Annotated in this window: 19 protein-coding genes; 5 read left to right on the plus strand and 14 right to left on the minus strand. The window is 41.7% G+C overall.

Annotated features, from left to right (window positions below; translation table 11 throughout):
* Window positions 1–49: 49 nt before the first annotated feature.
* From rpmE to F946_RS06355, 5 genes are all read right to left on the minus strand, one after another.
* Window positions 50–277 carry a 50S ribosomal protein L31 gene (gene rpmE / locus F946_RS06335; protein WP_004693579.1) on the minus strand — a complete coding sequence of 76 codons (228 nt, stop codon included), beginning with the start codon at window positions 275–277 and terminating at the stop codon, window positions 50–52.
* Window positions 278–485: 208 nt separating this feature from the next.
* Window positions 486–980, minus strand: a complete 495-nt coding sequence (locus tag F946_RS06340) for a hypothetical protein (protein WP_004980339.1) — start codon at window positions 978–980, stop codon at window positions 486–488.
* A gap of 97 nt (window positions 981–1,077) precedes the next feature.
* Window positions 1,078–2,049, minus strand: a complete 972-nt coding sequence (locus F946_RS06345) for a bile acid:sodium symporter family protein (protein ID WP_004980341.1) — start codon at window positions 2,047–2,049, stop codon at window positions 1,078–1,080.
* A 167-nt stretch (window positions 2,050–2,216) separates the two neighbouring features.
* Window positions 2,217–2,618, minus strand: a complete 402-nt coding sequence (gene gloA, locus F946_RS06350; RefSeq protein WP_004693583.1) for a lactoylglutathione lyase — start codon at window positions 2,616–2,618, stop codon at window positions 2,217–2,219.
* Between the two features lie 124 nt (window positions 2,619–2,742).
* The gene (locus tag F946_RS06355) at window positions 2,743–4,884 is read right to left on the minus strand and encodes an AmpG family muropeptide MFS transporter (RefSeq protein WP_004980342.1); all 2,142 of its coding nucleotides are present in this window, start codon (window positions 4,882–4,884) and stop codon (window positions 2,743–2,745) included.
* 181 nt (window positions 4,885–5,065) lie between these two features.
* Between F946_RS06355 and F946_RS06360 the strand changes: the two genes are divergently transcribed.
* Entirely contained in the window at window positions 5,066–7,699 is a 2,634-nt protein-coding gene (locus tag F946_RS06360; RefSeq protein ID WP_004980345.1) for a Lon protease family protein, read from the plus strand.
* A 54-nt stretch (window positions 7,700–7,753) separates the two neighbouring features.
* On the opposite strand, the gene grxD is transcribed toward F946_RS06360, so the two are convergent.
* Entirely contained in the window at window positions 7,754–8,095 is a 342-nt protein-coding gene (grxD, locus tag F946_RS06365) for a Grx4 family monothiol glutaredoxin (protein ID WP_004693588.1), read from the minus strand.
* A gap of 162 nt (window positions 8,096–8,257) precedes the next feature.
* On the opposite strand from grxD, the gene F946_RS06370 reads away from it, so the two are divergent.
* Window positions 8,258–9,469 carry an aspartate aminotransferase family protein gene (locus F946_RS06370; protein WP_004980347.1) on the plus strand — a complete coding sequence of 404 codons (1,212 nt, stop codon included), beginning with the start codon at window positions 8,258–8,260 and terminating at the stop codon, window positions 9,467–9,469.
* Between the two features lie 79 nt (window positions 9,470–9,548).
* Here the strand turns inward: F946_RS06370 and sohB are convergent, their stop codons facing one another.
* The 7 genes from sohB to F946_RS06405 form a co-directional block, all read right to left on the minus strand.
* The gene (gene sohB, locus F946_RS06375; protein WP_286407986.1) at window positions 9,549–10,520 is read right to left on the minus strand and encodes a protease SohB; all 972 of its coding nucleotides are present in this window, start codon (window positions 10,518–10,520) and stop codon (window positions 9,549–9,551) included.
* A gap of 280 nt (window positions 10,521–10,800) precedes the next feature.
* Complete coding sequence (gene pstB / locus F946_RS06380; protein ID WP_004693593.1) at window positions 10,801–11,715, minus strand: phosphate ABC transporter ATP-binding protein PstB; 915 nt, start codon at window positions 11,713–11,715, stop codon at window positions 10,801–10,803.
* Window positions 11,716–11,728: 13 nt separating this feature from the next.
* Complete coding sequence (pstA, locus tag F946_RS06385) at window positions 11,729–13,117, minus strand: phosphate ABC transporter permease PstA (RefSeq protein WP_004980350.1); 1,389 nt, start codon at window positions 13,115–13,117, stop codon at window positions 11,729–11,731.
* Window positions 13,117–14,496, minus strand: a complete 1,380-nt coding sequence (pstC, locus tag F946_RS06390) for a phosphate ABC transporter permease subunit PstC (protein ID WP_004980352.1) — start codon at window positions 14,494–14,496, stop codon at window positions 13,117–13,119. The genes pstA and pstC overlap by 1 nt, the downstream gene beginning before the upstream one ends.
* A 104-nt stretch (window positions 14,497–14,600) precedes the next feature.
* A complete protein-coding gene (locus F946_RS06395; RefSeq protein ID WP_004693599.1) occupies window positions 14,601–15,626 on the minus strand; it encodes a substrate-binding domain-containing protein in 1,026 nt (341 codons plus the stop codon).
* A 1,090-nt stretch (window positions 15,627–16,716) separates the two neighbouring features.
* Window positions 16,717–18,249, minus strand: a complete 1,533-nt coding sequence (locus tag F946_RS06400; RefSeq protein ID WP_004980354.1) for a pyridoxal phosphate-dependent decarboxylase family protein — start codon at window positions 18,247–18,249, stop codon at window positions 16,717–16,719.
* Window positions 18,250–18,251: 2 nt separating this feature from the next.
* On the minus strand, window positions 18,252–19,625 hold the full coding sequence (locus tag F946_RS06405; RefSeq protein ID WP_004980356.1) for a diaminobutyrate--2-oxoglutarate transaminase: 1,374 nt from the start codon (window positions 19,623–19,625) through the stop codon (window positions 18,252–18,254).
* A gap of 472 nt (window positions 19,626–20,097) precedes the next feature.
* Here F946_RS06405 and F946_RS06410 point away from each other — a divergent pair, with 472 nt between their 5' ends.
* From F946_RS06410 to F946_RS06420, 3 genes are all read left to right on the plus strand, one after another.
* Window positions 20,098–20,799: an SIMPL domain-containing protein gene (locus F946_RS06410; protein WP_004980358.1), complete on the plus strand. Its 702-nt coding sequence runs from the start codon at window positions 20,098–20,100 to the stop codon at window positions 20,797–20,799.
* Window positions 20,800–20,992: 193 nt separating this feature from the next.
* The gene (locus F946_RS06415) at window positions 20,993–23,188 is read left to right on the plus strand and encodes a TonB-dependent receptor family protein (RefSeq protein WP_004980360.1); all 2,196 of its coding nucleotides are present in this window, start codon (window positions 20,993–20,995) and stop codon (window positions 23,186–23,188) included.
* A 128-nt stretch (window positions 23,189–23,316) separates the two neighbouring features.
* The gene (locus tag F946_RS06420) at window positions 23,317–23,913 is read left to right on the plus strand and encodes a phosphatase PAP2 family protein (protein ID WP_004980362.1); all 597 of its coding nucleotides are present in this window, start codon (window positions 23,317–23,319) and stop codon (window positions 23,911–23,913) included.
* Window positions 23,914–23,971: 58 nt separating this feature from the next.
* Here F946_RS06420 and proB read toward each other — a convergent pair whose 3' ends face one another.
* Window positions 23,972–25,105 carry a glutamate 5-kinase gene (gene proB, locus F946_RS06425; protein WP_004980364.1) on the minus strand — a complete coding sequence of 378 codons (1,134 nt, stop codon included), beginning with the start codon at window positions 25,103–25,105 and terminating at the stop codon, window positions 23,972–23,974.
* Between the last annotated feature and the right edge of the window lie 17 nt (window positions 25,106–25,122).

The following is a 25,122-nucleotide window of genomic DNA, read 5'->3' on the forward strand; positions in this document are numbered from 1 at the left end:
AATCATAGGCATAAAAAAACGGGCAAATGCCCGTTTTTTTCTTTTGCTATTAGTCGCGTTTGATAGAACGTGACATGCCAGCAAAACGTTGTTTGAACTTGTCGATACGACCGCCAGTATCAACGTTCTTTTGCTTACCAGTGTAGAATGGGTGGCAAGCTGAACATACGTCTAGGTAAACAGTTTCTTTACCAAGTGCTGAACGAGTTTCGATTACGTTACCGCAAGAACATGTAGCAACTAAAGTTTGGTATTTTGGGTGAATATCGGCGCGCATCGTCGATTACTCCATAAAAATTAAAGAAGGTTTTGCTGTCATCGCAATTGATCACTCTCAAAATTGAGGAAAGGGCCACTTAATTAAATTAAGTTGCAGATCAACACCATAACAGACCATTCTTTTGGCCCACCGAGACGGATACCGTCAGAGCTAAGCACAACAAGTGAGCATGATTATAACTGAAATAGATGCATTAATAAATACATCATTCTTGGCTTCGAGCTTTCTTCTGAGCTGCTCTATTCATATAATCGAAGTATTGCATTTCTACCATGCGTTGAAATTCAGCCTCATCAAAATGATTGAGTCGTTTAATCAAGAAAGGACAATATTTTTCAGCATTCACTGTTCGCATGGATGAAGACATCACTTCCAACATGTTTTGTATTTCTTGTTTGAACGTAGGATCAATCGGTTGATCCATTTCAGTCTCTTGAAAAATACTCACGCCATTATATTTGATATCCTTTCCCACTTTTGCAGTATTCAGCAGTTTCTGCTTCACAGCTAAATAAGCTTGCTCCAGTTCAACATTTAGCTGTGGTTGTTTTTCTCTACAAAAATTTAACATGGGTTGTAGGGATATTAATGGCATTTTCTCAAAAACATCTCGATTTGTTCTCATGTTTAGATCTTCATTTGCAAGGCTGATATTGCTATAACCAAGTAAACAAAAGATTAAAAATTTTATTATTTTCATAAGTTTATAATTTAAAAAGTTTAGTATAAGGAAATTAATCAATTGTGTTTAGACATTTACAAAAGCTAAGTTCAGAACTTAGCTTTTGTAAATTTTATTACTCATCCGTACTTTGTTTCGCCCAATAATTAGCAATAATCCCACACACCATTAACTGGATTTGATGGAAAATCATAATCGGTAAAACAATCATCCCCAAAGGCTGCCCAATAAAGAGAATCTGTGCCATTGGAACACCACTAGCCAAAGTCTTTTTTGAACCACAGAAAAAAATGGTTTTCTGATCGGCACGATTAAAGCCCAACCAACGTGGTAAAAACAACCCAAGTAACATAATAATCGTCAATAAGACCGAACACACAATGATCAATAGGATTAAAGTACCGACACTCACCTCTTGCCATAGACCGGCCACCACAGCACCGCTGAAAGCACCGTACACCACCATTAGTATCGATCCCTGATCGAATGCTTTGACGATGCTTGGCATTTTCTGCATATACGGAAATACATATGGTCGAAGTAACTGCCCAAGGACAAACGGAACCAGCAGCAATAAGGTAATTTGAAGTATAGACGAGGTTGGATCAAAACCATGCTCTGATTGCCCCAAAATGAAAAAGGCCACCATCACAGGGGTAATAAACATCCCGATCAAATTCGAGAATGACGCACTACATACCGCCCCAGCCACATTGCCTTGCGCGACCGAAGTAAACGCAATTGAAGACTGTACTGTCGATGGCAAAAAGCACATAAACAAAAAGCCCCAATACAACTCCTGCCCAAGTAGTGGTACCAATACAGGTTTTGCAAGCAAACCTAAAACGGGAAAAAGGATGAAGGTAAATGCAAAAACCAACGCGTGGAGTTTCCAATGCATCATGCCCTGAATCACGGCTTCACGGGATAGTTTAGCCCCATGCAAAAAGAATAATATTGCAATCGCGACCGTCGTCAGTACACCAAATACACTGGCAGCTTGACCTGAAACAGGGACAAAGCTGGCTAAGAGCACCATAACAAATAGCAATAACGTAAACCGATCGAGTGCCAATAATTTCAACATACCAACATCCTGTCATTCCTCTAAAAATGAAAAAGCCCAGTGACTAATTTACCTTTGGGTAAATTCATCTTACTGAGCTATATAAATAAAGCTAGCTTTTACAGGATATGTTCAATATTTTTTTAATTAATACTGTGCATACACGCTGCATATGACCTAATAACGGTTTAGTTATTACGTGCATTATTATCTTGTTGAATCAGTTCAATTTTATAGCCATCTGGATCTTCTACAAAGGCAATAACCGTTACGCCACCCTTCATTGGTCCGGCTTCACGCACGACATTACCACCGCGCGCTTTGATTTCCTCACAAGCTTTATATGCATCGTCTACTGCAATCGCTATATGACCATAAGCATTGCCCAGTTCATAACTGTCCGTATCCCAGTTATGTGTCAGCTCTAAAACCGTATGATTTTCTTCATCACCATAACCCACAAATGCCAAAGTAAAACGACCTTCTTCATAATCACGCTTACGAAGTAAAGTCATACCAAGCACTTCAGTATAGAATGCCAAAGATTGTTCTAAATTGCCTACACGTAGCATGGTATGTAGCATGCGCATTGGAATTTCCTCATGATTTATTCTCAGCCACCCAATATAGGCAATGCCGCTCTATATTTCAAACCTCAACCATAAAAAAAGCAGCCACAAGGGCTACTTTTTTCATTCGAAATAAATCGATGCTTTAACTTTGCTCAGCGGCATGCTCACGTAGAAGTTTCGCCACCCAGACCACTAAAATTAAAATCGGGATCCCAATGAGTGTGGTCAGCAAGAAGAAATTTGGATAGCCAATATTGGACACAATTGTCCCTGAATATCCACCTAAAATTTTAGGTGTTAACGTCATCAATGAACTAAAAATCGCATACTGAACCGCAGTAAAAGATACGCTGGTCAAACTTGATAGAAATGCAATAAATGCAGCACCAGCTAAACCTGATGCCAAGTTATCGACAATAATAGCAAAATACAGCCAGTTTGAACTATATTCTTTAATCACCTTCCCTTTAACTTCTAACTGTCCATCAACTGCTTTATTCAAGTTGATTGGCTGAAGATCAACATCTAGAGTTGCAGATTTTTCAGCTGCAGGATCCACCTGATAATTCAGTGCAGTGTGTTGTTGCGCACGCTCATTTTGCATCAATACAGCATTCAGCTTTTTAGAGTTTGAATCAAGGAGCTGTTTCACAGGGATTGCCGCACTAAATACACCTTCTTTGTCTAACTTTGCATCAAAACTTTGACCATCTAAGCTCAATTGAATACTTTGGTTTTCATCCAGTGTAGCAAGGTATTGACCTCTTACCACGATGCTTCCTTCAGACTCTCGTTGATTAATCACATTATCAGCCGTGATCGGAAGCAACAGCAATGCCGTAGATGCACCCGTTTGGCCGATATAAGGCAATGTGACCGAGACAGGCTGTGAAGTATCATTTTGAAAACTGGCCGTTGCAGTTAAACTTTCATTTGCCTGAAGCTGCTTAACAGGAACCTTAATTGTCCATGCACCTGTCTCATCCGCTTGAGTTTTGAAACTTTGCTCACCGACATTGATCACAACATCATTTAAAGGTTGTCCTGATTTGACCAAGCCAATAAAGATGAGATTGGTTGAGCTGGCCAAGATTGCTCCGACAAACATCAATTTCATGATGTTCATACGCTGCGCCAGTAGTCCTCCTAAAAAACCACCTACTAAACTAAAAATCACCCCATAAACTTTCACCGCTTCAGCAATCTGCTCTTTGGTAAAGTTTAAGTCTTGATAAAACACATTGGAAATCACACCTGCAATGATGTCGGAAATACGATAAAAACCAATCAACAATAGCAAGACCAGCGCCAATTTCACGCCATAACGCTTAAAAAAGTCAGCAACAGGATTCACCCATGTTTCATAGGCCATTTGCTTGTTCACAGCGCCCATTTTGACAAGGCTTGAACCCACCACAAATGCAACCGCACCAGAGCCAATAAAACGTAAAGCCTCAAAACAAAACAGTGCAAAACTATCTTTGATGGACCAGAGCTGAATCAGCATTTCTGTGAGCTTGCCTGAGTAAATATAACTCAGTACAAAACTCACCACAGACACAAAGAAAACTGCCACTAAACGATAATAATCTACTCGTTTATATTCTTTACGTACCCGATCAACTTGTGGCTCACGTATACATAAAGTGGTTACGATCCCAACCGACATGACTGCCGCCATTGCCAAATACGTCCACTTCCATGCCTCATAAATATAGTTGCCTTTGGCAGTGCCCAAATAAGCTGCTAAAAATAACGCACCCGCACCCGCAACGATCATGCCGATGCGGTAGCCTGCGTTATAGGTTGAAGCCAAAACCGTTTGCATTTGCGTTTCTGCAAGCTCAATACGATAGGCATCAATCACAATATCTTGTGTCGCGGCAGAAAAACCTAAAAGCACAGCACCCGCAGCCATTTGGTAAAGATAGCTCTGACCAAGAGACGGGTCTGAAAAAGCCATGATAGAAATGGCACAGATAATTAAGAGTTGTGCGATCAATAACCATGCACGGCGACGACCCAATAATTTGGTCAACACTGGTACAGGTAATTCATCTACCAAAGGGGCCCAAACAAATTTGAATGAATAACCCAGAGCAGCCCAACTAAAAAAAGTCACCGCGCTCTTATCGATACCTGCTTCCCCTAGCCATAAAGATAAGCTCGAGAAAATTAACAGGATTGGGATACCTGCTGAGAAACCCAAAAACAGCATGATCAACGCACGGCGATCTAAAAATGCAGTAAAGGCGGATTTCCATCCTGAAGATTGTGTTGTCATTACGTTTTTGTTGTCTTAAAACCAATGCTGCTATTCAAACCCTTAATACAATTTGTTTCAACCTGATTTATAAAATCAATGTTCTATTTTTGTCGACAAACACTGCGACTTTGCTTGATCTTTTGCATTAAACCTGTATACCTTTAAGTTTCTAACGCAATCTTTAGTTTCGGATTTCAAAGTGACCCAAAAACACGATCAAATGAGCTCTTCTTTATCTGTACCGCCCGCATTAAAGAGTCAAGAAAATCCAGAAAACAACCTTAGTTCAGCATTTGACCAACCCGAAATTCAAACGACCTTAGCAAAGACACAACTTCAAGCAGAGCAACTGACGCATACCCCTGCTCTGGATAAGATTCCAGCCTCAACGCGTCGTATTAAACCGCTCAATAATTTTTTAGGGCAAGATCGTGCACGTGCTTCAGTTGAAGCAGGCATTTCCTTACCTTATTCTGGCTATAACATTTTTGCCGTAGGGACAGCTGGCTTGGGCAAGCGCACCATGGTCAAGCGTTTACTACAGCAACACGCCAAAAATATGCCGACACCAAACGATTGGGTTTACGTTTATAATTTTAAAAGCCCACGTCAACCGATTGCTTTAGAATTACCTGCGGGTCAGGCAATAAAATTTCAAACCATGTTACATCAAACATGGCAAACCACTTTAAAGCAGCTCGAGCGCCGCTTTACTGCTGAAACCTACCACAACCGTATAGAAGCCATTCGCCAACAAACGGGTGATGTTCAGCAACAAGCCTTGATTGAATTGACTCAAGAAGGCGAAGAGCTCGACCTCAAACTGGTCTCTCGGAATGATGAACACTGCTTTATCCCCGTCCAGTATGTAGACGATAAAGTATTGGAAATGACGCAGGCCGACATCAATGCTTTAAGCTCTAAAGAACGTTCTGAAATTAATGCCAATATACGCCACATGGACAAAAAACTTGAGCGTTTAGGCATGCATTTAGGCGACTTGGAGGAAGACGCCCGCGATAAAGTTCAAGTGTTGAACCGAGATATTGCCAAGCAAGTTTTATTGCCTAAAGTTGAACAGTTACTGACTAAGTTTGCTGAGGTTGAAGGCTTAAAAGACTACTTAAAATACTATGCTGAAGACATTATTAACAATGTCGAGGTGGTACTCGAACAAGAAGAAGATGACTTTACCCCAGGCCTGTTTAGTCGTATCCCTTCGCGCTACCAAGCCAATGTGATTGTGTCGCATAAACCCAATGCTGGCGCACCGGTTATTTTTGAAGATTTCCCCACACATTACAACTTACTTGGCCACGTAGAGCAACTGACTCAACATGGCACCATTACTACAGATTTTACTTTAATCCGCCCAGGGACATTGCATAAAGCCAATGGTGGTTTTTTAATGTTAGAAGCAGAACAACTGCTTGAACAGCCTTATGCATGGCAAGGCCTAAAACGCGCTTTAAAATCAGGCCAGCTGAAACTTTCTTCACTTGAGCATATGTTGACACTGACGGGAAGTATTTCAATTGAACCTGAGGCAATCCCACTGAATTTGAAAGTGGTTTTATTGGCTGAGCCTGAAATTTACTATGAAATACTCGAAGTAGAACCTGAGCTTGGCAGTGTCTTTAAAATCCGTGCCGACTTTACTGATACGTTGCAGCGTAATGAAGTAAATGAACAAGCCTATATGCAACTGATTGCAGACTATGTACAGGCCGACAAACTGCTTCCTTTCGATCGATCTGCACTTTCTGCACTTTTGACCGACTCTAGCCGTCAAGCCGAAGACCAAAGCTCCTTATCTCTACATGCCCTCACTTTGGGTGATTTGATTCGTGAGGCGCATCATCATGCCTTCCAATCAGGCGATAAGATGGTCTCGGATCAACACATTAATATGGCATTAGATCATCGTAAATATCGCTTAGGCTATTTACGTGAGCTCTATTGGCAGGATTTGTCACGTGGTACGCAGCTCATCGAAACGCGTGGACACCGCCTCGGTCAAATTAATGCGCTTTCGGTCATTCACTATGCAGATGTTGAATTTGGTTTGCCGTCACGTTTAACAGCCTCTGTGTATCAAGGCGGCGGCGATATTCTAGATATTGAGCGTAGTGTCGAGCTCGGTGGCTCTCTGCATGCGAAAGGTGTGCTTCTGATGTCATCGTTCTTAAAAGCACATTTCGGTCGTGAGCAAACCCTACACTTCTCTGCTGCGCTTGCCTTTGAACAAAGCTATGGTCAAGTCGATGGTGATAGCGCCACAGTTGCTGAACTCTCCGCTTTAATCTCTGCAATTAGTCAGCTACCGATTGATCAGTCTTGGGCGATTACTGGCTCAATGAACCAATTGGGTCAAGTTCAACCGATTGGTGGTGTCAATGCGAAAATTGAAGGTTTCTTTGATGCATGTAAACTTCAAGGTTTAACTGGTAAGCAAGGTGTGATTATTCCACGTCAAAACATGCAACATTTAATGTTACGTAAAGACGTGATTGAAGCGGTTTCAAATGGCCAGTTCCACATTCATGCTATAGATACGATTGATCAAGCGCTTGAACTACTTATGGCTCGACCAGTCGGCACTTTAGACAAAAAAGGACGCTATACCAAGAAGTCCATTTATGCGGCAGTGATGGATCAGCTAGATTATTGGCAAGCCATTGAAGATGGTGCTGAGTTTGAAGAAGAGCCGAAGAAAAAGAAAAAAAAGAAGAAGGACAAAAAAAAGGCAAAAGCTGAAAAAAAGACCGTTGCAACTGAAAATGCATCGGAACACACTTCTGAAGCCATAAGCACAGTAACTACAGCGGATTAACCCTTCCCCTCAAACAAAAAAAGCGCCTCAATGGCGCTTTTTTTCAACTGAAGATTAAGCTTCAGGTGCTGGACTATGCTGTTCAACTAAAGGTTGTAATTCACCTTTTTGGAACATGTCTAGAATAATGTCACTACCACCAATCAACTCACCGTTGATCCATAACTGTGGGAATGTAGGCCAGTTTGCAATTTGTGGTAACAAAGCACGAATATCTGGATTTTCAAGAATATTCACATAAGCAAACGGACGACCAATTTGACTAAGCGCTTCTACAGCACGTGCAGAAAAACCACATTGTGGAAACTGTGGGGTGCCTTTCATATAAAGAAGTACAGCGTGTTTTGCAATTTGGTCACGAATTAACGCTTCGGTATCGCGTGCTTGTTCAGTCATTGATCAATCCTCAACTAATCTAACCCGCATTATACCCAAAACGTAGAAAAACAGTATGCCTAAAGCAATATTTCGACTTTTATTTAGATTTAGGCTTTAAAACTACAAGCATAATTGCTTAATATTGGATTTCACTTACCCTCTAACAGATAAGAGTTAGTCATGAATAACATTACCCTTGCTCCTGTACAAACTGATCAACCCTCTCATTTGATGCCAGTATTTGGCCGTCAGCCGATCAGCTTTGTCCGAGGTCGAGGCTCTTATCTGTACACTGAAGATGGCACTGAATACTTTGATGCGTTAACGGGCATTGCAGTCTGTGGTTTAGGCCATGCACATCCTGTCATTGCAGAAGCGATTGCAGAACAAGCTTCAACGCTCATTCATACCAGTAACTTGTTTGAAGTGCCTTGGCAAACGGCTGCAGCACAAAAACTTGCTGAAGTTGCTGGCATGGAAGAAGTATTCTTTTCAAACAGTGGTGCAGAATCCAATGAAGGTGCAATCAAAATTGCTCGTAAATTTGGCTACATGCAAGGCATTGCCAATCCAAAAATCATTGTTGCAGAACACTCTTTCCATGGTCGTACCATGGCAACTTTATCGGCAACAGGCAACAAAAAAGTCCAAGAAGGCTTTGGCCCATTGGTTGAAGGTTTTATTCGTGTCCCATTCGGCGACATTGAAGCCATTGAAGAAGCTGCAATTCACCATCCAGACATTGTCGCAATCTTTGTCGAGCCAATTCAGGGCGAAGGTGGTGTCAACACTGCTCCGCAAGGCTTTAGCTATTTGGAAGAGATTCGTCAAATCTGCAATCAACACAACTGGCTGATGATGTTGGACGAAGTTCAAACAGGTAATGGTCGTACGGGCGAATACTTTGCCTACCAACACACCAACATCATTCCTGATGTACTTACCACTGCCAAAGGTTTAGGCAATGGCTTCCCCATTGGTGCGGTGATGACTCAAGGCCGTGGTGTAGGTGTGCTGACCGCGGGTAACCACGGTTCTACGTACAGTGGTTCAGCATTGGGTTCGCGTGTGGTATATACCATCATCGACATTATGCAAAAAGAAAACATTGTACAAAATGCAGCTGAACAAGGCGCTTACATCGTAGAACAACTGCGTAACCAACTTGCCGATCAAAATGTGGTTGTACGTGGCTTTGGTTTGATGATTGGTGTGGAGCTACCAAAAGCATGTGGTGACTTGGTCAACATCGCTCGTGATGAATACCACACCATTATTAACGTTACTGCGGGTTCTGTAGTACGTTTACTGCCGACCTTGAATATTACCAAAGATCAGGCGGATCAACTGATTGAACGTCTAGTGAAAATGATTAAAGCGTACTTGGCTTAAGCCAAAAAAGTCTGGTTCTAAAATTGCTTTTTGCATATTTCGGAACCAGACTTTTTGAAATGAATCGGCCAACTAAATATTAAAGTTTTGGATCACGCATTTGCACCAAATTTGCGTTGGTTTTAGTTAAGGTTTCCATCACTTTATTCATGACTGCTGGTACCAAGGCATCTGCCATTTGCGCAGCTTGTAAGCCTAACTTCTCACCTAAAGTCGGTTTCTTACGCGTTGAGATGACATAAACATCATGATCGGTCAGCAAATTAAGCAAATAAGCATCTGAAGTTTGTAACTGATCGACCAAATTCAAATCTAAAGCATCTTGCCCATACCAATGCTCACCCGTCGCCACTTTCTCAACATTGAGTTGTGGACGGTATTTTTCAACAAAGTGTTTAAACAGCACATGCGTCTGTTGTAACTCTTCTTCAAACTTCGCCTTACCTTCTGCTGTATTTTCACCAAACATCGTCACTGTACGTTTATATTGACCTGCTGTGTACAGTTCAAAATCGATATTGTGTTCTTTTAGCAGGCGATTAAAGTTAGGAACTTGCGCGACCACACCAATTGAACCGACAACCGCAAAAGGTGCAGCAATAATCTGATTGGCGATACATGCCATCATATAACCGCCACTCGCTGCAACTTTATCGACACAAATAGTGAGATTGAAACCTGCATCACGTAAACGCACCAATTGGGCAGCAGCCAAACCATATCCATGTACCATACCGCCTGGGCTTTCTAAACGCACCACAACGCGATCACGCCCTGCTTTGGCTGTCGCTAAAATCAAGGTGATTTCTTCACGTAAGCTTTCTACCGCTGTTGCCGCAGTATCACCTTTAAAATCTAGAATATAAACTTTTTGATTAGCCTTTTTACGGTGACGAGACTCTTTCGCTAACTGCTGAGTCAGTTGCAATAACTCCAATTTAGAGGCTGTAGTTTGCGCAATTTTTTTACGTTGTTCATTAATACGCGCATTTAAATGTGTAATTCGAATTTCAGCGGGAAGTTTCGGTAAATGAAATAACATAGAAATTATATTCTCTAAAATAATACGTCGGTATATGACCTAGATTAGGTCAATGGCATTTTTTTTCAATAGCCATTTTTTGTTTTATTCTGTAATGCGTTATCTTTCACATTTAATCATTTATAAGCTGAGTCAATCCCACAGACAGCACATCTTCGCATTTATTGTCCAATATAACCGCAATACACAATGCCCATTATCGTGGCTATTTCATCACCAAACCAAATGCTCGCGTATAAAAAACAGAGCACTTAGGCTCTGTTTTTTCAAATATTTCAAGTTGTGCGTATTAACCGAAACGACCTGTAATATAGGCTTCAGTTAACTGATGATCTGGCTGAGTGAAGACTTTCTCGGTTGAGTTCACTTCAATCAAGTCACCTAAATGGAAGTAAGCGGTACGGTCTGATACACGTGCAGCCTGCTGCATCGAGTGCGTCACAATTGCAATCGTATACTGCGTTGAAAGCTCAGAAATAAGCTCTTCCACTTTCGCTGTTGCAATCGGGTCAAGCGCTGAACATGGCTCATCCATCAGAATCACTTCTGGACTTACCGCAATGGTACGTGCAATACATAAACGCTGCTGCTGACCACCCGACAAGCCCGTGCCCGGTTGGTTTAAACGGTCTTTGACTTCGTCCCAAAGGCCCGCTTTACGTAAGCTGTTTTCTACAATTTCTTCTAAGTCATACTTATCACGCGCCAAACCATGCAGTTTAGGGCCATAAGCCACGTTATCAAAAATTGACTTTGGGAATGGGTTTGGTTTCTGAAATACCATACCTACTTGAGCGCGAAGCAGTACCACATCTAGGTTTGGGTCATAAATATCTTGATTATCCAACATCACTTTACCCGTCACACGACAGCTATCAATGGTGTCGTTCATACGGTTCAAAGTACGTAAGAAGGTCGATTTACCGCAGCCCGATGGCCCAATAAATGCAATCACTTCATTTTCGTAGATATTCAGATCAATCCCTTTAATCGCTTCAGCTTCGCCATAGTAAACATGTACATCTGAAGTGCTGAGTTTGACTTGTCCTTGTGCCTGATCTTTCTTAGCAGAAGTCTGTGTATCAAACTGCGACACAAAAGAAGTACCCTGCTGACCTGAGGTCGTATTCGGGTTTGTAAATTGAGTGTGTTCTTGATTCACTGTTTGATCCTGATCTAAGGAATTTTTAACAACGGTATTCATATTTTGCCCTCACTTACCAACGGACTTCAAATTTCTTACGTAACCAAATTGCAATACTGTTGAGTCCAATCATCATTGCAAGCAGAACAATAATCGCAGCCGCTGTACGTCCTTCGAAGAAGTTACGCAGCTCATTACCTTGCCACAAGAAAATCTGTACAGGTAAAGCACTCGATTGATCAAATGGAGTTGTAGGTACACTTGCAACAAATGCACTCATACCAATTAATAACAGTGGTGCAGTCTCACCTAATGCTTGTGCTACACCAATAATTGCACCCGTTAGAATCCCCGGTAGTGCAAGTGGTAAAACGTGATGAAATACAGTTTGTACACGTGAAGCACCTAACCCTAAAGCAGCCTGACGAATTGAAGGAGGTACAGCTTTCAACGATGCACGTGTCGTAATAATCACCGTTGGTAAAGTCATTAAGCTCAGTACCAAACCACCGACCAATGGCGCAGAAAGCGGTAAATGCATCCAGCCAATAAAAATCGCAGCACCGAGCAAACCAAAAACAATTGATGGTACAGCCGCAAGGTTGTTAATGTTGACTTCAATGACATCAGTGATCCAGTTCTTAGGTGCAAATTCTTCAAGATAAATTGCAGATGCCACACCAATTGGAATCGAAATAATGATCACGATCAGCATCATGAACAGCGACCCCATGAATGCCCCTGCTAAACCTGAAGTTGCAGGAGAACTACGCGAGTCTGGACTGACGAAGATGTTGGTATTGAAAGTATTTTCCATGACCCCTGAAGCTTTCATTTCATCGGCAAGTTGACGAACTTCTGGGCTCAACTGTTGCTGTTCATCAGGCAAACTACGGTCAATATTTCCTGCGAGCCACACATCAACGTTTGCATCGGCAAGTACTTTAATGTCTTCTTTTTTACCGACTAATGATGGATCTTTCATCACCATATCACGTAAGCGATACGCTTCAGAACTGGTGTACAAAGAAGCCAAATCATCGCGTTTAGAAGCAAGCGCTGGGTCTTTTGCAATCATGGCATTCACGATTAAAGCATCCCAATCCATCATGCCCATTTCAGTTTGCCAAGCAATAAAACGCTCTTCAAACTGTGCTGGAGATTCGCCTGCACGCTGTACAGGTTTTGCACCTGTCGTAATAATGGCAGGGTCAAAGTACACGGGTAAACTCATGCTACTTTGCCAAAAAGCAGGTAAGCCTTTCGATAAAATACTGCCAAAAAGTAGCGCGACGAAGAATAAACCTGCAATCACTGCCGAGAAACCAAAGAAACGAAAGGTTTTTTCTTTACGGTGACGTTTTGCCAATGAATTACTGATCGTTTGCTTACGCTTTTCTCGTAATTCTGCCGCAAGTTGTGGATCAAATACTTGATCTGCTGTGCTATTAGAAGTCGTCATTAGTCGTATTGCTCACGATATTTACGCACGATGTACAGTGCAACAATGTTCAAACCAAGCGTAATCACAAAGAGTGTCAGACCCAGTGCAAATGCCACCAAAGCTTGCGGGCTTGCAAAGTCAGTATCACCGGTCAATTGGTTTACGATGGTAATGGTCACAGTTGAAATGGCTTCAAGTGGATTGGCATGCAATAAAGGACTGTTCCCTGCTGCAAGTACCACAATCATGGTCTCACCGATGGCACGTGATGCTGCAAGCAAGAACGCGCCGATAATGCCCGGAAGTGCTGCTGGTATCACTACCTGACGAATGGTTTCAGACTTTGTCGCGCCTAAACCTAATGAACCATCACGTAATGAACGTGGTACCTGCGTGATAATGTCGTCAGACAGCGATGAAACGAAAGGAATAATCATGATACCCATGACGAAACCAGCAGTGAGTGCGCTGGTTGCGTTGATGTGTAAACCAACGGATTCACCAAGCATTTTAAAGAATGGGCCAATGATCATCAGTGCAAATACACCGTAAACAATGGTTGGAATCCCTGCGAGCACTTCAATGGTTGGTTTTGCCCATGAGCGGAAACCAGAAGATGCATATTCAGCAAGATAGATCGCGATCATTAAACCCACAGGGACTGCAACCAAGAGTGCAATACCACTGACCATTAAGGTGCCCCAAAGTAGCGGAAGCAAACCATAACTGCCATCTGCACTACCTGAAGTACTGAAGCCTGGGTTCCATTCTGTGCCGAAGAAAAAGTCGAGCGGACTCACGAAGTGGAAGAATCGCATCGCTTCGCTGAACATCGACATCACGATACCAATCGTGGTTAGAATCGCGACACCAGAACAGAGCGCAAGTGCAACATTAATGGTTTTCTCAACTTGGTTACGAGCGCGGAACTGAGTTGCAATGCGCTTTTTCGCAGCGACTAAACCTGCCAGTGCTGCACAAATCACCACTGCAATTTTTGCAAATGTACCAATGCTTTGAAACTTCGCCAGTTGCTCCGCAGCAGCAAGCTCATACGCGGCTGGTGTATCTGTTACACCAAAACCTGAGGCAATCGCTTCCACACGGTTGATCAACACATCTGTACTAGCAGCATCTAAGGTTGCAGCGACTTGTGCTGGCACGTGATTTAACACCACATGATTCAAAACATTTGGTTCAACAATATTCCAAACAATCAAAATTAAAAAAGCAGGGATACCACACCACAAAGCCACTAACGCACCGTAATACCCCGGACGTGAGTGTAATTTTGCAGAATTATTTCCCTTACCTGCTAAGTTACGGCTCTGACTTAAGCCCATTTGATAGGCTATGGCAATCAGTGCCAATAACACACCTATAAGTAGCAGATTCATGTATTCTCCACGGTTCTTTCAATTTTCATTATTTGAAAAAACTTAATCCTAGTAAAAAACGTCAAAGGTAGGACTTGCCTACCGTTGATTGTTTCTACGCTTAATTACTTAACCGCTTTGCCTGCTTTGAAGTTCGCAAGAACTGCTGCACGCTCTTTGTCTGACATTGAGATCAAACCAGCACGCTCAAGCTTAGAACCCTTACCTGATACTTTCTTGCTGATGAAGTATTCAGTGTATTCTTTTAAGCCTTTGATTGATTTCAAATGCTCACCCTTCACGTAGAAGAATAGTGGGCGAGAAACTGGGTATGAACCATTCAAAATCGTCTTTTCAGATGGTGCAACATTGTTCACTGTAGCTACGCGTAACTTGTCACGGTTTTGGTCGTAAAAACCTAAACCAAACACACCCACTGCGCTAGGCGACGTTTTTAAGCGCGCCAAAGTTTCAGTGTAGTCACCCGCAATCTCAATCACTTTGCCGTCTTTACGGAAAGTTGAACATGCTTTCTTTTGTGCATCTTTATCCATTGCTTTGATTGCTGCATAAGTTTCGCAGCCTGCATCAACCATTTTTTCTTGGAACACTTCACGTGTACCGTGGTTTGATGCTGGAATCACTAAAGTGATTGGTTCGTTTGGAAGGCTTTTGTCAATTTGGTTCCAACGTGTATAAGGGTTTGCAACCATTTTACCGTTAGATGGTAACTGCGCTGCTAAAGCTGCATAGACGTGCTGTGGGCGTAATTTGTAGGCTGCTTTGCTTGCATTTGAAGCGAACACAATACCGTCATAACCAATTTTGATTTCGATCACTTGGTTCACACCAGCTTTCTTACAAGCAGCTAATTCTGTATCTTTAATTTTACGAGATGCGTTTGCGATATCAATTGTGTTATCACCCACACCATTACAGAACTGTTTTAAGCCACCTGAAGAACCGCCAGAACCAACAACTGGTGCTTTAAATTGTGGGAAAGTATTGCCAAACTCTTCAGCAACAATACTTGCATATGGTAAAACTGTTGAAGAACCCGCAATTTGAATTGTGTCACGAGCTGCGTTTGCCGTGGTTGCTACAGCTGCCCCAGAAACTACTACTGCAAGTGCGATATGGTTTAAGCGCATATTTGTTATCTCACATATTAAACATTTTGGAGTACGCCACTTTTTTATTCAGTCTTGTACTTTTTTGGATAACTGCATTTTGATTTCAGAATATGACAAGCAAGTTACAGCATTGTGACACTTTCATGATGTTTATTTTTATTTGTCCATGATTCGTTACACTTTGTTCAATTTCACCCAGTTTAAACACCTCAAGAATTTTTCTTATTTTGATATAACACGAGTACGTAGTTCATTTTACACCAACTTTTTTTCAAACTTTTATAAGAAATAAAAACTTTTAAAATCAATGCATAAAATAAAAAAACTTCATCGGTTTTTTATTTCTTAAACATTTAATAGCCCTTCTAATCTATAAAACTTTGCGTATACCCATATGCAGAATCCATATAAATTTTCGCCATTTGTCAGAATTTCATAACCTATAAATGACAAATGAGTGGTGTCATATTTAGAAAATTGAGCGTCATTTAGGTCTTAATTTTTACCTTTTACCCCCCATTTATTTCTTAGAAAATAGCATACTCATCTTGAATACGAGAGCAAATCTATGACTTTTAGACTCAGACACCTTTCTGATTTTTAAAAATACTTCTCCAAATAATGGGTATTTCTGGGGGACAGCACTTTATCTTTTTTTCTAAGAGATAGCTCAATGAAGGAGATTTTGGGTTTCTCATCCCCTTACTGCCGCCTTAACCATTCATTTTTCGTAAGAAGCATGACAAGTCATGAATACGACATTTCTCATGACAGCTAGCCAAACACGTTTATTTGCCCCAATTTGCCGTGATTATGACAAGGACTTGCCTGTTGCGGAGGTCATGCCTTTAACTTGAAAATTCATGAAGGAAATCATTTGCCTGTTGAAAATCAAAAGCCCGAATATTTAGCTTTAGTCTTAAGCATTGAAGCTCATTTTCCTGAAAATTATAGTTCAAGCAGATATCGAAAACTACTTCATAGAAAAATAAAGCTTCTCCAACATAATTAAAATTAGAAACTTAGCCAGTGATGTTATATTCCTTAATCTTTAGAACACATAAAAAAAGGAGCTGATATCAGCTCCTTTTTTAACACAAACAATCGATTAAGCAATTGCAGGTGTATAGGTTCCATCTGCGATTGGACCTTTGATACGATCCGCTTCTGCAAGGACAAGACCAAGCAGGTTCTTCACGTTATCTAAAGTCGCAACTGGACTTAAAGTCGTCATTTTCAATGATTGATTTTGACCCACTTTAGTTACGCCAATATTCGCTTCACCACGTGCAAACAATTCATCTGCAACGTTTTGGTTTAAGGTATCAAGCAATTCTACTGGATAGCCTTCTGGAACCACACGGAACAATACAGATGCAAATTGTGGATCAACCAACATCTCTAAACCAGCAGTTGCATTGATATAATCAGCAACGTCACGAGTTAAAGTAACGCCGTGGTCAATCATAGAACCATACAGTTCTTCACCAAGCGCTTCAACAGTCATCCAAAGCTTCAACGCATCGAAACGACGTGTTGTTTGAAGTGACTTAGACACGAGGTTAGGCACGCCATGCTCTTCGTCATAAGCAGAGTTTAAATACTCAGCTTCATAGTGCATGAAACGATAGTTCGCTTCGTCTTTTAACAAGAACGCACCGCAAGAGATGGTTTGGAAGTAATGCTTATGGAAATCCAGCGTAATTGAGTCAGAAAGCTCAATACCATCCAACATATCACGATGATTGTTCGATAGGATTAAAGCACCACCCCATGCCGCATCGATGTGCATCCACGCGCCATATTTGTTGGTGATTTCACGAATTTGCTTCAGTGGATCAATTGCACCTGCATCGGTCGTACCTGCAGTTGCAACTACACATGCCACGATTTTACCTTCAGCTTGAAGGTGAGCCATGGTTTTTTCAAGTGCATCCACATCCATCTGCGCGTTCTCGTTCACAGGAACGGTTACGACTGATTGGAAGCCCATGCCCATCATCGCCATGTTCTTTTGCACAGAGAAGTGTGCATTTTCCGAGCAAATAACTTTGACGTTGCGCATCGCATCGCCCGGCACGCCATCACGCTGTACAGACCACGGATTACCGTTTTCATCTTTCCAGTTTTTCGCAATACATGCATCACGTGCAAGCAGTACACCCATCAAGTTTGATTGTGTACCACCAGAAGTGAACACACCAGCTTGACCTGCACCATAACCCACTTTTTGACGAAGCCAATCAATCAACTGAACTTCCATCAATGAACCTGCAGGACTTTGGTCCCACGAATCCATCGATTGGTTCGTTGCATTGATCAGCACTTCAGCAATTTGACTGGTCACCATAGTTGGGCAGTGCAAGTGCGCGAGCGAGTGCGGGTGATGGACTTTTAAGCTTTTGTTTAAGAAAAGCTCAACCATACGTTCAAGTGACTTTTGTACACCCAAACCTTCTTTAGAAGGATTAAATGCAATCGCACTGCGTAGCTCTTTAATGCTACCGCCCGTGTACATTTTGTCGTTTTGCAACCATGCTGCAACTGCTTTAGTCGCTTGGTCCATTGCTGACGAGTAGTCAGCAATAGATGCAGCATCATTGCAGAGTAACGCCTTACGGTGTTCTGCAAAATCAACCATGATTACGCGCCTCGAGTTGCAACAAGTGCTTCAGCAATTGCTTTCTTGAAGCGAGAAACCGCTTCAACACATTCATCATGAGTGATGATCAATGGGCAAAGTAAACGAATAACTGTGCCGTTACGACCGCCTTTTTCTAACAACAATTTGTTGTTAAAGCATGCCGCTTGAATCGCTGCTGCCAATTGACCATCTGCAGGTAAAGACCCCATATGATCCGCTGGTTTACGCTCATCAACAATTTCAACACCAATCATCAAACCACGACCACGCACGTTACCGATACATGGGAACTCTTGGGCAAGCTTTTTAAATTCAGCTTGTAAGAAATCACCACGTTCTTGTGCATTTTGCGCAAGGTTTTGTTCTTTGATGGTTTTGATTGTTGCAAGACCAGTACCCATTGCCAATTGGTTACCACGGAAAGTACCCGTGTGACCTGCTGGCTGCCAAGCATCAAACTTACGTTTAATACCTAACACAGCAAGCGGTAAGCTACCACCAACGGCTTTAGACATCACCACTACGTCAGGTTCAATACCCGCATGTTCAAATGCGAACATTTTTCCTGAACGTGCAAAGCCTGCTTGAACTTCGTCAAGAATCAACACAATGTTGTGTTTTTCAGTCACTTCGCGGATTTTTTTCAACCATTTGGTTGGCGCAGTTACCACACCGCCTTCACCTTGAATTGCTTCAAGAATGACAGCCGCTGGCTTGGTTACACCACTTTCAACATCTTCAATGAAGTTTTCAAAGAAATATGTCAAAGCATCCACACCCACTTCACCACCTAAACCAAGTGGGCAACGGTATTCATGCGGATACGGCATAAATTGAACGCCTGGCATTAAACCATTTACAGCATTTTTCGCAGACAGGTTACCTGTCATTGCAAGAGCGCCGTGCGTCATACCATGGTAACCACCAGAGAAACTAATCACTGTGCTACGACCGGTATACGTCTTCGCTAATTTAATTGCTGCTTCCGTGCCATCTGCACCAGATGGACCACAGAACTGTAGACAATACTCTTCCTTACCGCCTGGTAATTGTTCAAGTAATGCTTCAGTAAATGCATCTTTTAAAGGTGTCGTTAAATCCAAAGTATGTAAAGGAAGACCACTTGCAAGTGTATCTTGAATACTTTGAATTACCGCAGGATGATTATGGCCCAAAGCCAATGTTCCTGCCCCAGCTAAACAATCGAGGTACTCTGTACCTTCAACATCAGTAACCCAGCAGCCTAATGCTTTGGCTATCGCTAACGGTAATTTCCGTGGATAGCTACGAACATTGGATTCCATCTGACTTTGGCGAGTCAAATAGTATTCGTTAGTAGTATTAGTGGCAGGGTTTACAGAAGAAACGCTCATATCGAATTACCATCTCTGATATGGGTTGAAAGAAATAAGTCGGGTGACTTTTGGTCCTTTGACTCGGCGCTTTATAAATCTAGTCAGATAGCGTTTGGATACTTCATAACTAGGAGGCGGATGATACAGAAATTTTCAATAAAATAAACAGCTTTTGGATATTATCTGCCAGAAATTTACTAAAAAAATATATCATGCCAAACCATAGCTTAAATTATCCTCTTATAGTGTGACAACGTAAAGAAAAGCCGATGAATTTATTTATTTTTCAACTTCGCCACAAAATTTAAAAATACTCACCTTGGTCAAAAAATAAGTTTTTGAAATAAATCACTTTATCTAGGTTTTTCTGAAAAATATTTTGTACCTTTTTTTACAATCGAACCACAATATTTTCGTAAATTCACCACAAATTGGCTTTAAGCTTTTTACAAATGTTGCAAAACTCCTCCTAAATAAAAAAGGAATAAAAATGCGTCAATTCTTCATCCCAGCAATCGCTCTTAGCGCTTTATTTAGCTCAGCAGTTTTTGCTCAGCCTGAGAACCAATTGAACTACAATATTGTCAATGTTCAGGCAGAGGCAACACGCCAAGTATCCAACGATTTAATGAATGGAACGCTTTACATTGAACGTAGTAATAAACAACCTGCTGAACTCGCAACACAAATTACGCAGCTCATGAATCAAGCCACAGCTTTAGCACGTAAATACCCAAGCGTAAAAGTCGAAACGGGTTCTCAAACCACCTATCCTATTTACAACGATGACAACCAAAAGTTAAAAGAATGGCGTGGTCGTGCTGAAATTAATTTAGAAAGTACCGATTTTAAAGCAGCGAGTCAGTTGATTGGTGAGCTACAGCAAAACTTCCAAACCCAGTCAATCGGCTTTAGTGTATCTGACACACAACGGAAGAAAGTGGAAAATGAGCTGATTATTGAAGCATCGAAAAACTTTCAACAGCGTGCGCAATCGTTAGCGCAAGCATGGAGTAAGTCAGGTTATAACTTGGTTAACTTAAACATTAATACCAGCAACTACTACCCTCGCCCAGTCATGATGCGTGCAGAAAGTGCGAAATTTGCAGCAGCTGATGCACCAATGCAAGATGTTGCAGGTGGTGAATCTAAAATCACTGTGAATGCAAATGGTACTGTTCAACTTAAATAACAGATTTCATTCAAATTCATCTAAAAAGCCATCTTAAACATGGCTTTTTTATTGTGTGGTCCATTAAGAATACTTTAATTCGCCTATTAATTTTAGCGTTTTAATTGCAATAATTGATAATGGTTATTATTTGATTTTAACAAGGTTCAGCATATGATAGCCGCGCTATTTATTATGGATTGCGCACAAAAGAATGATTTCATCACGTCTTCATCTGCAGGATCGCAGATTATTCAAAGCCAAACAACTCAGTATTGCGATTGGGCTTTCTATGAGCTGCTTGACCTATGCACAAGCAGAAGAACTCACTGAAGCAACGAGCAACAATGTGCTTCCGACCATCAAACTTGAAGCACAAGGCAACTGGTTAGAAGATGCTAATGCAGAAAAAGTGCAAAAGCATGCAGGTGCTCGTACGATTATTAATCGCAATCGCTTAGATGAAGTTGCTGCGACTTCAATTAAAGATGCCCTGAAGCAAGTGCCTGGTGTTCAAGTCCAAGAAAATAATGGTACTGGTGGCAGTGATGTTTCACTCAATATTGGTGTTCGTGGTTTAGCCTCACGTTTATCTCCTCGTTCTACAGTACTGCTTGATGGTGTCCCGCTATCATTTGCACCTTATGGACAACCTCAGCTTTCACTAGCACCAGTATCATTAGGCAATATTGAATCTGTGGATGTGGTTCGTGGTGCAGGCTCTGTACGTTTTGGGCCGCAGAACGTAGGTGGTATCATTAACTTTGCAACTCGCGCTATTCCTCAAGAGTTTGCAGGTAATGTCAGCCTAACGACCGAATATGCTTCCGGTACAGATCAAATTAAATATAGCCCGAACCTATTTGTAGGCGGAACCTTAGATAATGGTTTAGGTCTTGCCTTACTGTATTCAGGTACAAAAGGTGATGGCTACCGTGAAGCCAATAATAAAACTGACATTGATGATGTCATGTTAAAAACGGCCTATCAAATTACGGATGCGGATGCGATTGCCTTAAACCTACATCACTATGAAGGTTATGGTGAAATGCCTGAAGGCTTAACTGCTGAAAAATATGCACAAAACCCTTATCAATCAAATAAGTCACGTAATTATTTCTCTGGCCGCCGCTCAGATGTCTCATTCCGCTATACACATCAAGATGAAAAAAATAACTTTGAATTGTTGACCTATTATATTGACTCATTTCGCACGAGCGACTTAGAGACAGATGTTAGTACAACGACTTCGCGTATGGACACCTCTCCACGCGACTACAAAGTTTTTGCCATTGAACCGCGTTGGTCTCGTGCATACCAATTAGGTAACTCAAATAGCGAATTCACTATCGGCTATCGTTATTTAGATGAAGATAGTTCTGAGTTCTCAGGTCGCTCATCTACATATGCATTGAATGCACCTGTGAGCGAAATTAAAGCACGTACCACGAGTGAAGGTGGCACTAAAGCACATGCGATTTATGCAGATAACCGCTTCGATTTAGGTAACTGGGTCATCACACCGGGACTACGTTTTGAATCAATTGAAACACATAACAATTTTACTGCCTATAACCAAGGAGTAGCAGTTAATACCGTTTCTCCAAAAATTGATTCAGATGAGTTTTTACCCAGCCTATCGGTCATGTATAAAGCGACAGACAATTGGAACATTTTTGCCAATGCGGGCGTTTCATTCGGCCCACAGCAATACAACCAATTGGCACGTTTAGAAGGTGGTGTTGCACAAAGTACAACTGATGGCTTGCATCCTGAAAAGTCCAATAACTATGAAATTGGGACGAAGTATTTAGGCAATGGACTAAATGCAGAATTAACCGCGTTTTATTTAGACTTCAAAAAAGAGTTAATTTTAGAACGTGATGCGCAGAACAATGGCATTTGGACAGACTTAGGAGCAACCAGCCACAAAGGTGTAGAACTTGGTCTAGCTTATGACTTTGCTTATTTGAGCGATGCACTAGAGGGCTTAAAACTCTATAGCAACTACACCTTCACCAAAGCTGTGGCGGAAGCAGGCGACTTTGAAGACAAAGACCTTCCTTTCTACTCACGACACACAGCAAATGTTGGTTTAGGCTATAAAGTGAATCAATGGAGCGTCAATGCAGATATGTTTGCGCAATCTAAGCAGCATTCTCCAGGTTCGGGTGATACCTATCAAACCGACGAATCGGCTGATGGAAAATTAGGTGATATTCCAGGTTACTCTACCTTTGCGGTGCGTACAGCCTATGACTTTGGTGAGCAATTCCACGGTTTAAAAATCGCGGGTGGCGTTAAAAACGTGTTTGATAAACAATATTTCACACGTTCTACTGACTCAACAGGCGGAAAATATGTAGGGCAACCACGTACCTTCTACCTTCAAACGTCATTTGATTTCTAAAACTGAAAGCCAAATAGTTCAACCACATTGAACTGGTAAAAAAGACTACATTTTTGTGGTCTTTTTTATTTTAACAATATGACAAAATTATGACTCTCTTCCGTACTTGATAAACATAATCCACTTTCATGACTCTTTCAGAACTTAATTTATCGCTTTTTTCATGGATTAATGCTTCTCCTGAAGCCACTAATACTAGTATTCATTTTGCCATTTTCATCGCCAATGACCTGCTCTATTGTATGATTTTACTGTTTGCTTGGTTTTGGCTACGTGGTAACTATGACACTAAAAAACAGATATTGAAGGCGTTTATCTTTACCAGTATCGCCATTTTGATCAGCCAATGTATTTCTCATGTGTATTATCACCCACGGCCTTTCGTCATGGAGGTCGGACGCACTCTCATTTACCATGCACCCAATGGCTCTTTCCCGAGTGACCATATGCTGATTTTTAGCAGTATCGCTTTTTCTTATCTCTTCTCTGCACAGCGTAAACTGGGAATTTTTCTCTTGATCATGGCTTGGCTGGTTGCATGGTCACGTGTCTATCTTGGTGTGCACTTCCCTTTAGATATGCTCGGGGCTTTTCTATTGGCTTTTGCCTTAAACTTCTTTGGATTAAAGCTTTGGAATCTCTATAAAGATACAATCATGCAATGGGCACTCACCCTTCACTTTTACTTATTTAAGCCACTTATTCAAAAAGGCTATATCAAATAACTTTTTCTTTAAAACAAAAAATCCCACTCGAAAGCGGGATTTTTTTAATGCGTTTAAATCAGTAGATCGCCATGTGGTTGCGATGAATCATCTCAAGTGAACGTGCTTCACCTAGGACTTGGTGAACTTTATCTGACGCCAAGCCCTTTACTAGCTCCGCAGAACGCGAACTAAAGTTGACACGTCCGACCGCAACACGGCCACCTTGGATATCAACACATTCAACCACGTCACCGCGTTCAAAATGCCCTTCCACAGCTTTCACGCCAACCGGAAGTAAACTACGATGATTATCTTTTATGGCTTTGACAGCACCATCATCCAACACTAAACGACCAGCAGTTTGTAAGTGAGCTGCTAACCACTGTTGATGAGCGGTAATGCGGTCATTGTCTGTAATAAACAATGTTCCAAGCATTTCACCATCCATCAAACGTTCAAGCACATTGTCACTTTCACCACTGGCAATCAGCGTTGGACAGCCTGACTTTGCAGCCAAGCGTGCAGCACGGACTTTGGTCAACATACCACCACGACCAAACTTACCACCACCGCCTGCCATATCAAACAAGCTTTCATCTAAAGCACGCACAGTATGGAACAGTTTAGCGTTTGGATTTGAACGTGGGTCTGAGTCAAACATCCCCTGCTGATCAGTCAAAATAATTAACAAATCAGCATGGACTTGACCTGCAACCATCGCAGCCAGCGTGTCATTGTCACCAAAGCGAATTTCATCGGTCGAAACCGTGTCATTCTCGTTGATTACAGGAATCACATGCCATTCAATCAAGTTCTGTAATGCGTCACATGAGTTCAAATAACGACGACGGTCTGCTAAGTCATCATGGGTTAATAACACTTGCGCAGTCTGAATGTGATGTTTTTCAAGCACACTCGACCACGTATGAATAAGGCCCATCTGACCAATGGCAGCACACGCCTGAAGACTGGGTAGATCGGTGGGTCGGCTGTCTAGCTTCATACGAACCATACCTTCAGCCACAGCTCCTGACGACACCAGAATAATCTCATGTCCTGCATTGTGTAGATCTGCAATTTGTTTCGCCCAATGCGAAATTGCATCTATATCTAAACCTTGCCCATTTGCTGTGAGTAAAGATGATCCGATTTTAACAACGATTCGTTTACAAGCTTCGAGCTTACGTTGCCCATCTACCACTTCTATCATCTTGTCCTCAGTTACTC

Source organism: Acinetobacter johnsonii ANC 3681, from assembly GCF_000368805.1.
Lineage (GTDB): Bacteria > Pseudomonadota > Gammaproteobacteria > Pseudomonadales > Moraxellaceae > Acinetobacter > Acinetobacter johnsonii.

What these genes read in the sequence shown, in the direction of transcription:
- F946_RS06400 (WP_004980354.1), bottom strand. Translation starts at nt 18,249, where the DNA reads ATGGTTGATTTTGCAGAACACCGTAAGGCGTTACTCTGCAATGATGCT.
- F946_RS06405 (WP_004980356.1), bottom strand. Translation starts at nt 19,625, where the DNA reads ATGAGCGTTTCTTCTGTAAACCCTGCCACTAATACTACTAACGAATAC.
- F946_RS06345 (WP_004980341.1), bottom strand. Translation starts at nt 2,049, where the DNA reads ATGTTGAAATTATTGGCACTCGATCGGTTTACGTTATTGCTATTTGTT.
- F946_RS06355 (WP_004980342.1), bottom strand. Translation starts at nt 4,884, where the DNA reads ATGACAACACAATCTTCAGGATGGAAATCCGCCTTTACTGCATTTTTA.
- F946_RS06415 (WP_004980360.1), top strand. Translation starts at nt 20,993, where the DNA reads ATGATTTCATCACGTCTTCATCTGCAGGATCGCAGATTATTCAAAGCC.
- pstC (WP_004980352.1), bottom strand. Translation starts at nt 14,496, where the DNA reads ATGAATCTGCTACTTATAGGTGTGTTATTGGCACTGATTGCCATAGCC.
- grxD (WP_004693588.1), bottom strand. Translation starts at nt 8,095, where the DNA reads ATGACTGAACAAGCACGCGATACCGAAGCGTTAATTCGTGACCAAATT.
- gloA (WP_004693583.1), bottom strand. Translation starts at nt 2,618, where the DNA reads ATGCGCATGCTACATACCATGCTACGTGTAGGCAATTTAGAACAATCT.
- F946_RS06340 (WP_004980339.1), bottom strand. Translation starts at nt 980, where the DNA reads ATGAAAATAATAAAATTTTTAATCTTTTGTTTACTTGGTTATAGCAAT.
- F946_RS06410 (WP_004980358.1), top strand. Translation starts at nt 20,098, where the DNA reads ATGCGTCAATTCTTCATCCCAGCAATCGCTCTTAGCGCTTTATTTAGC.
- pstA (WP_004980350.1), bottom strand. Translation starts at nt 13,117, where the DNA reads ATGACGACTTCTAATAGCACAGCAGATCAAGTATTTGATCCACAACTT.
- F946_RS06395 (WP_004693599.1), bottom strand. Translation starts at nt 15,626, where the DNA reads ATGCGCTTAAACCATATCGCACTTGCAGTAGTAGTTTCTGGGGCAGCT.
- proB (WP_004980364.1), bottom strand. Translation starts at nt 25,105, where the DNA reads ATGATAGAAGTGGTAGATGGGCAACGTAAGCTCGAAGCTTGTAAACGA.
- pstB (WP_004693593.1), bottom strand. Translation starts at nt 11,715, where the DNA reads ATGAATACCGTTGTTAAAAATTCCTTAGATCAGGATCAAACAGTGAAT.
- rpmE (WP_004693579.1), bottom strand. Translation starts at nt 277, where the DNA reads ATGCGCGCCGATATTCACCCAAAATACCAAACTTTAGTTGCTACATGT.
- F946_RS06370 (WP_004980347.1), top strand. Translation starts at nt 8,258, where the DNA reads ATGAATAACATTACCCTTGCTCCTGTACAAACTGATCAACCCTCTCAT.
- F946_RS06420 (WP_004980362.1), top strand. Translation starts at nt 23,317, where the DNA reads ATGACTCTTTCAGAACTTAATTTATCGCTTTTTTCATGGATTAATGCT.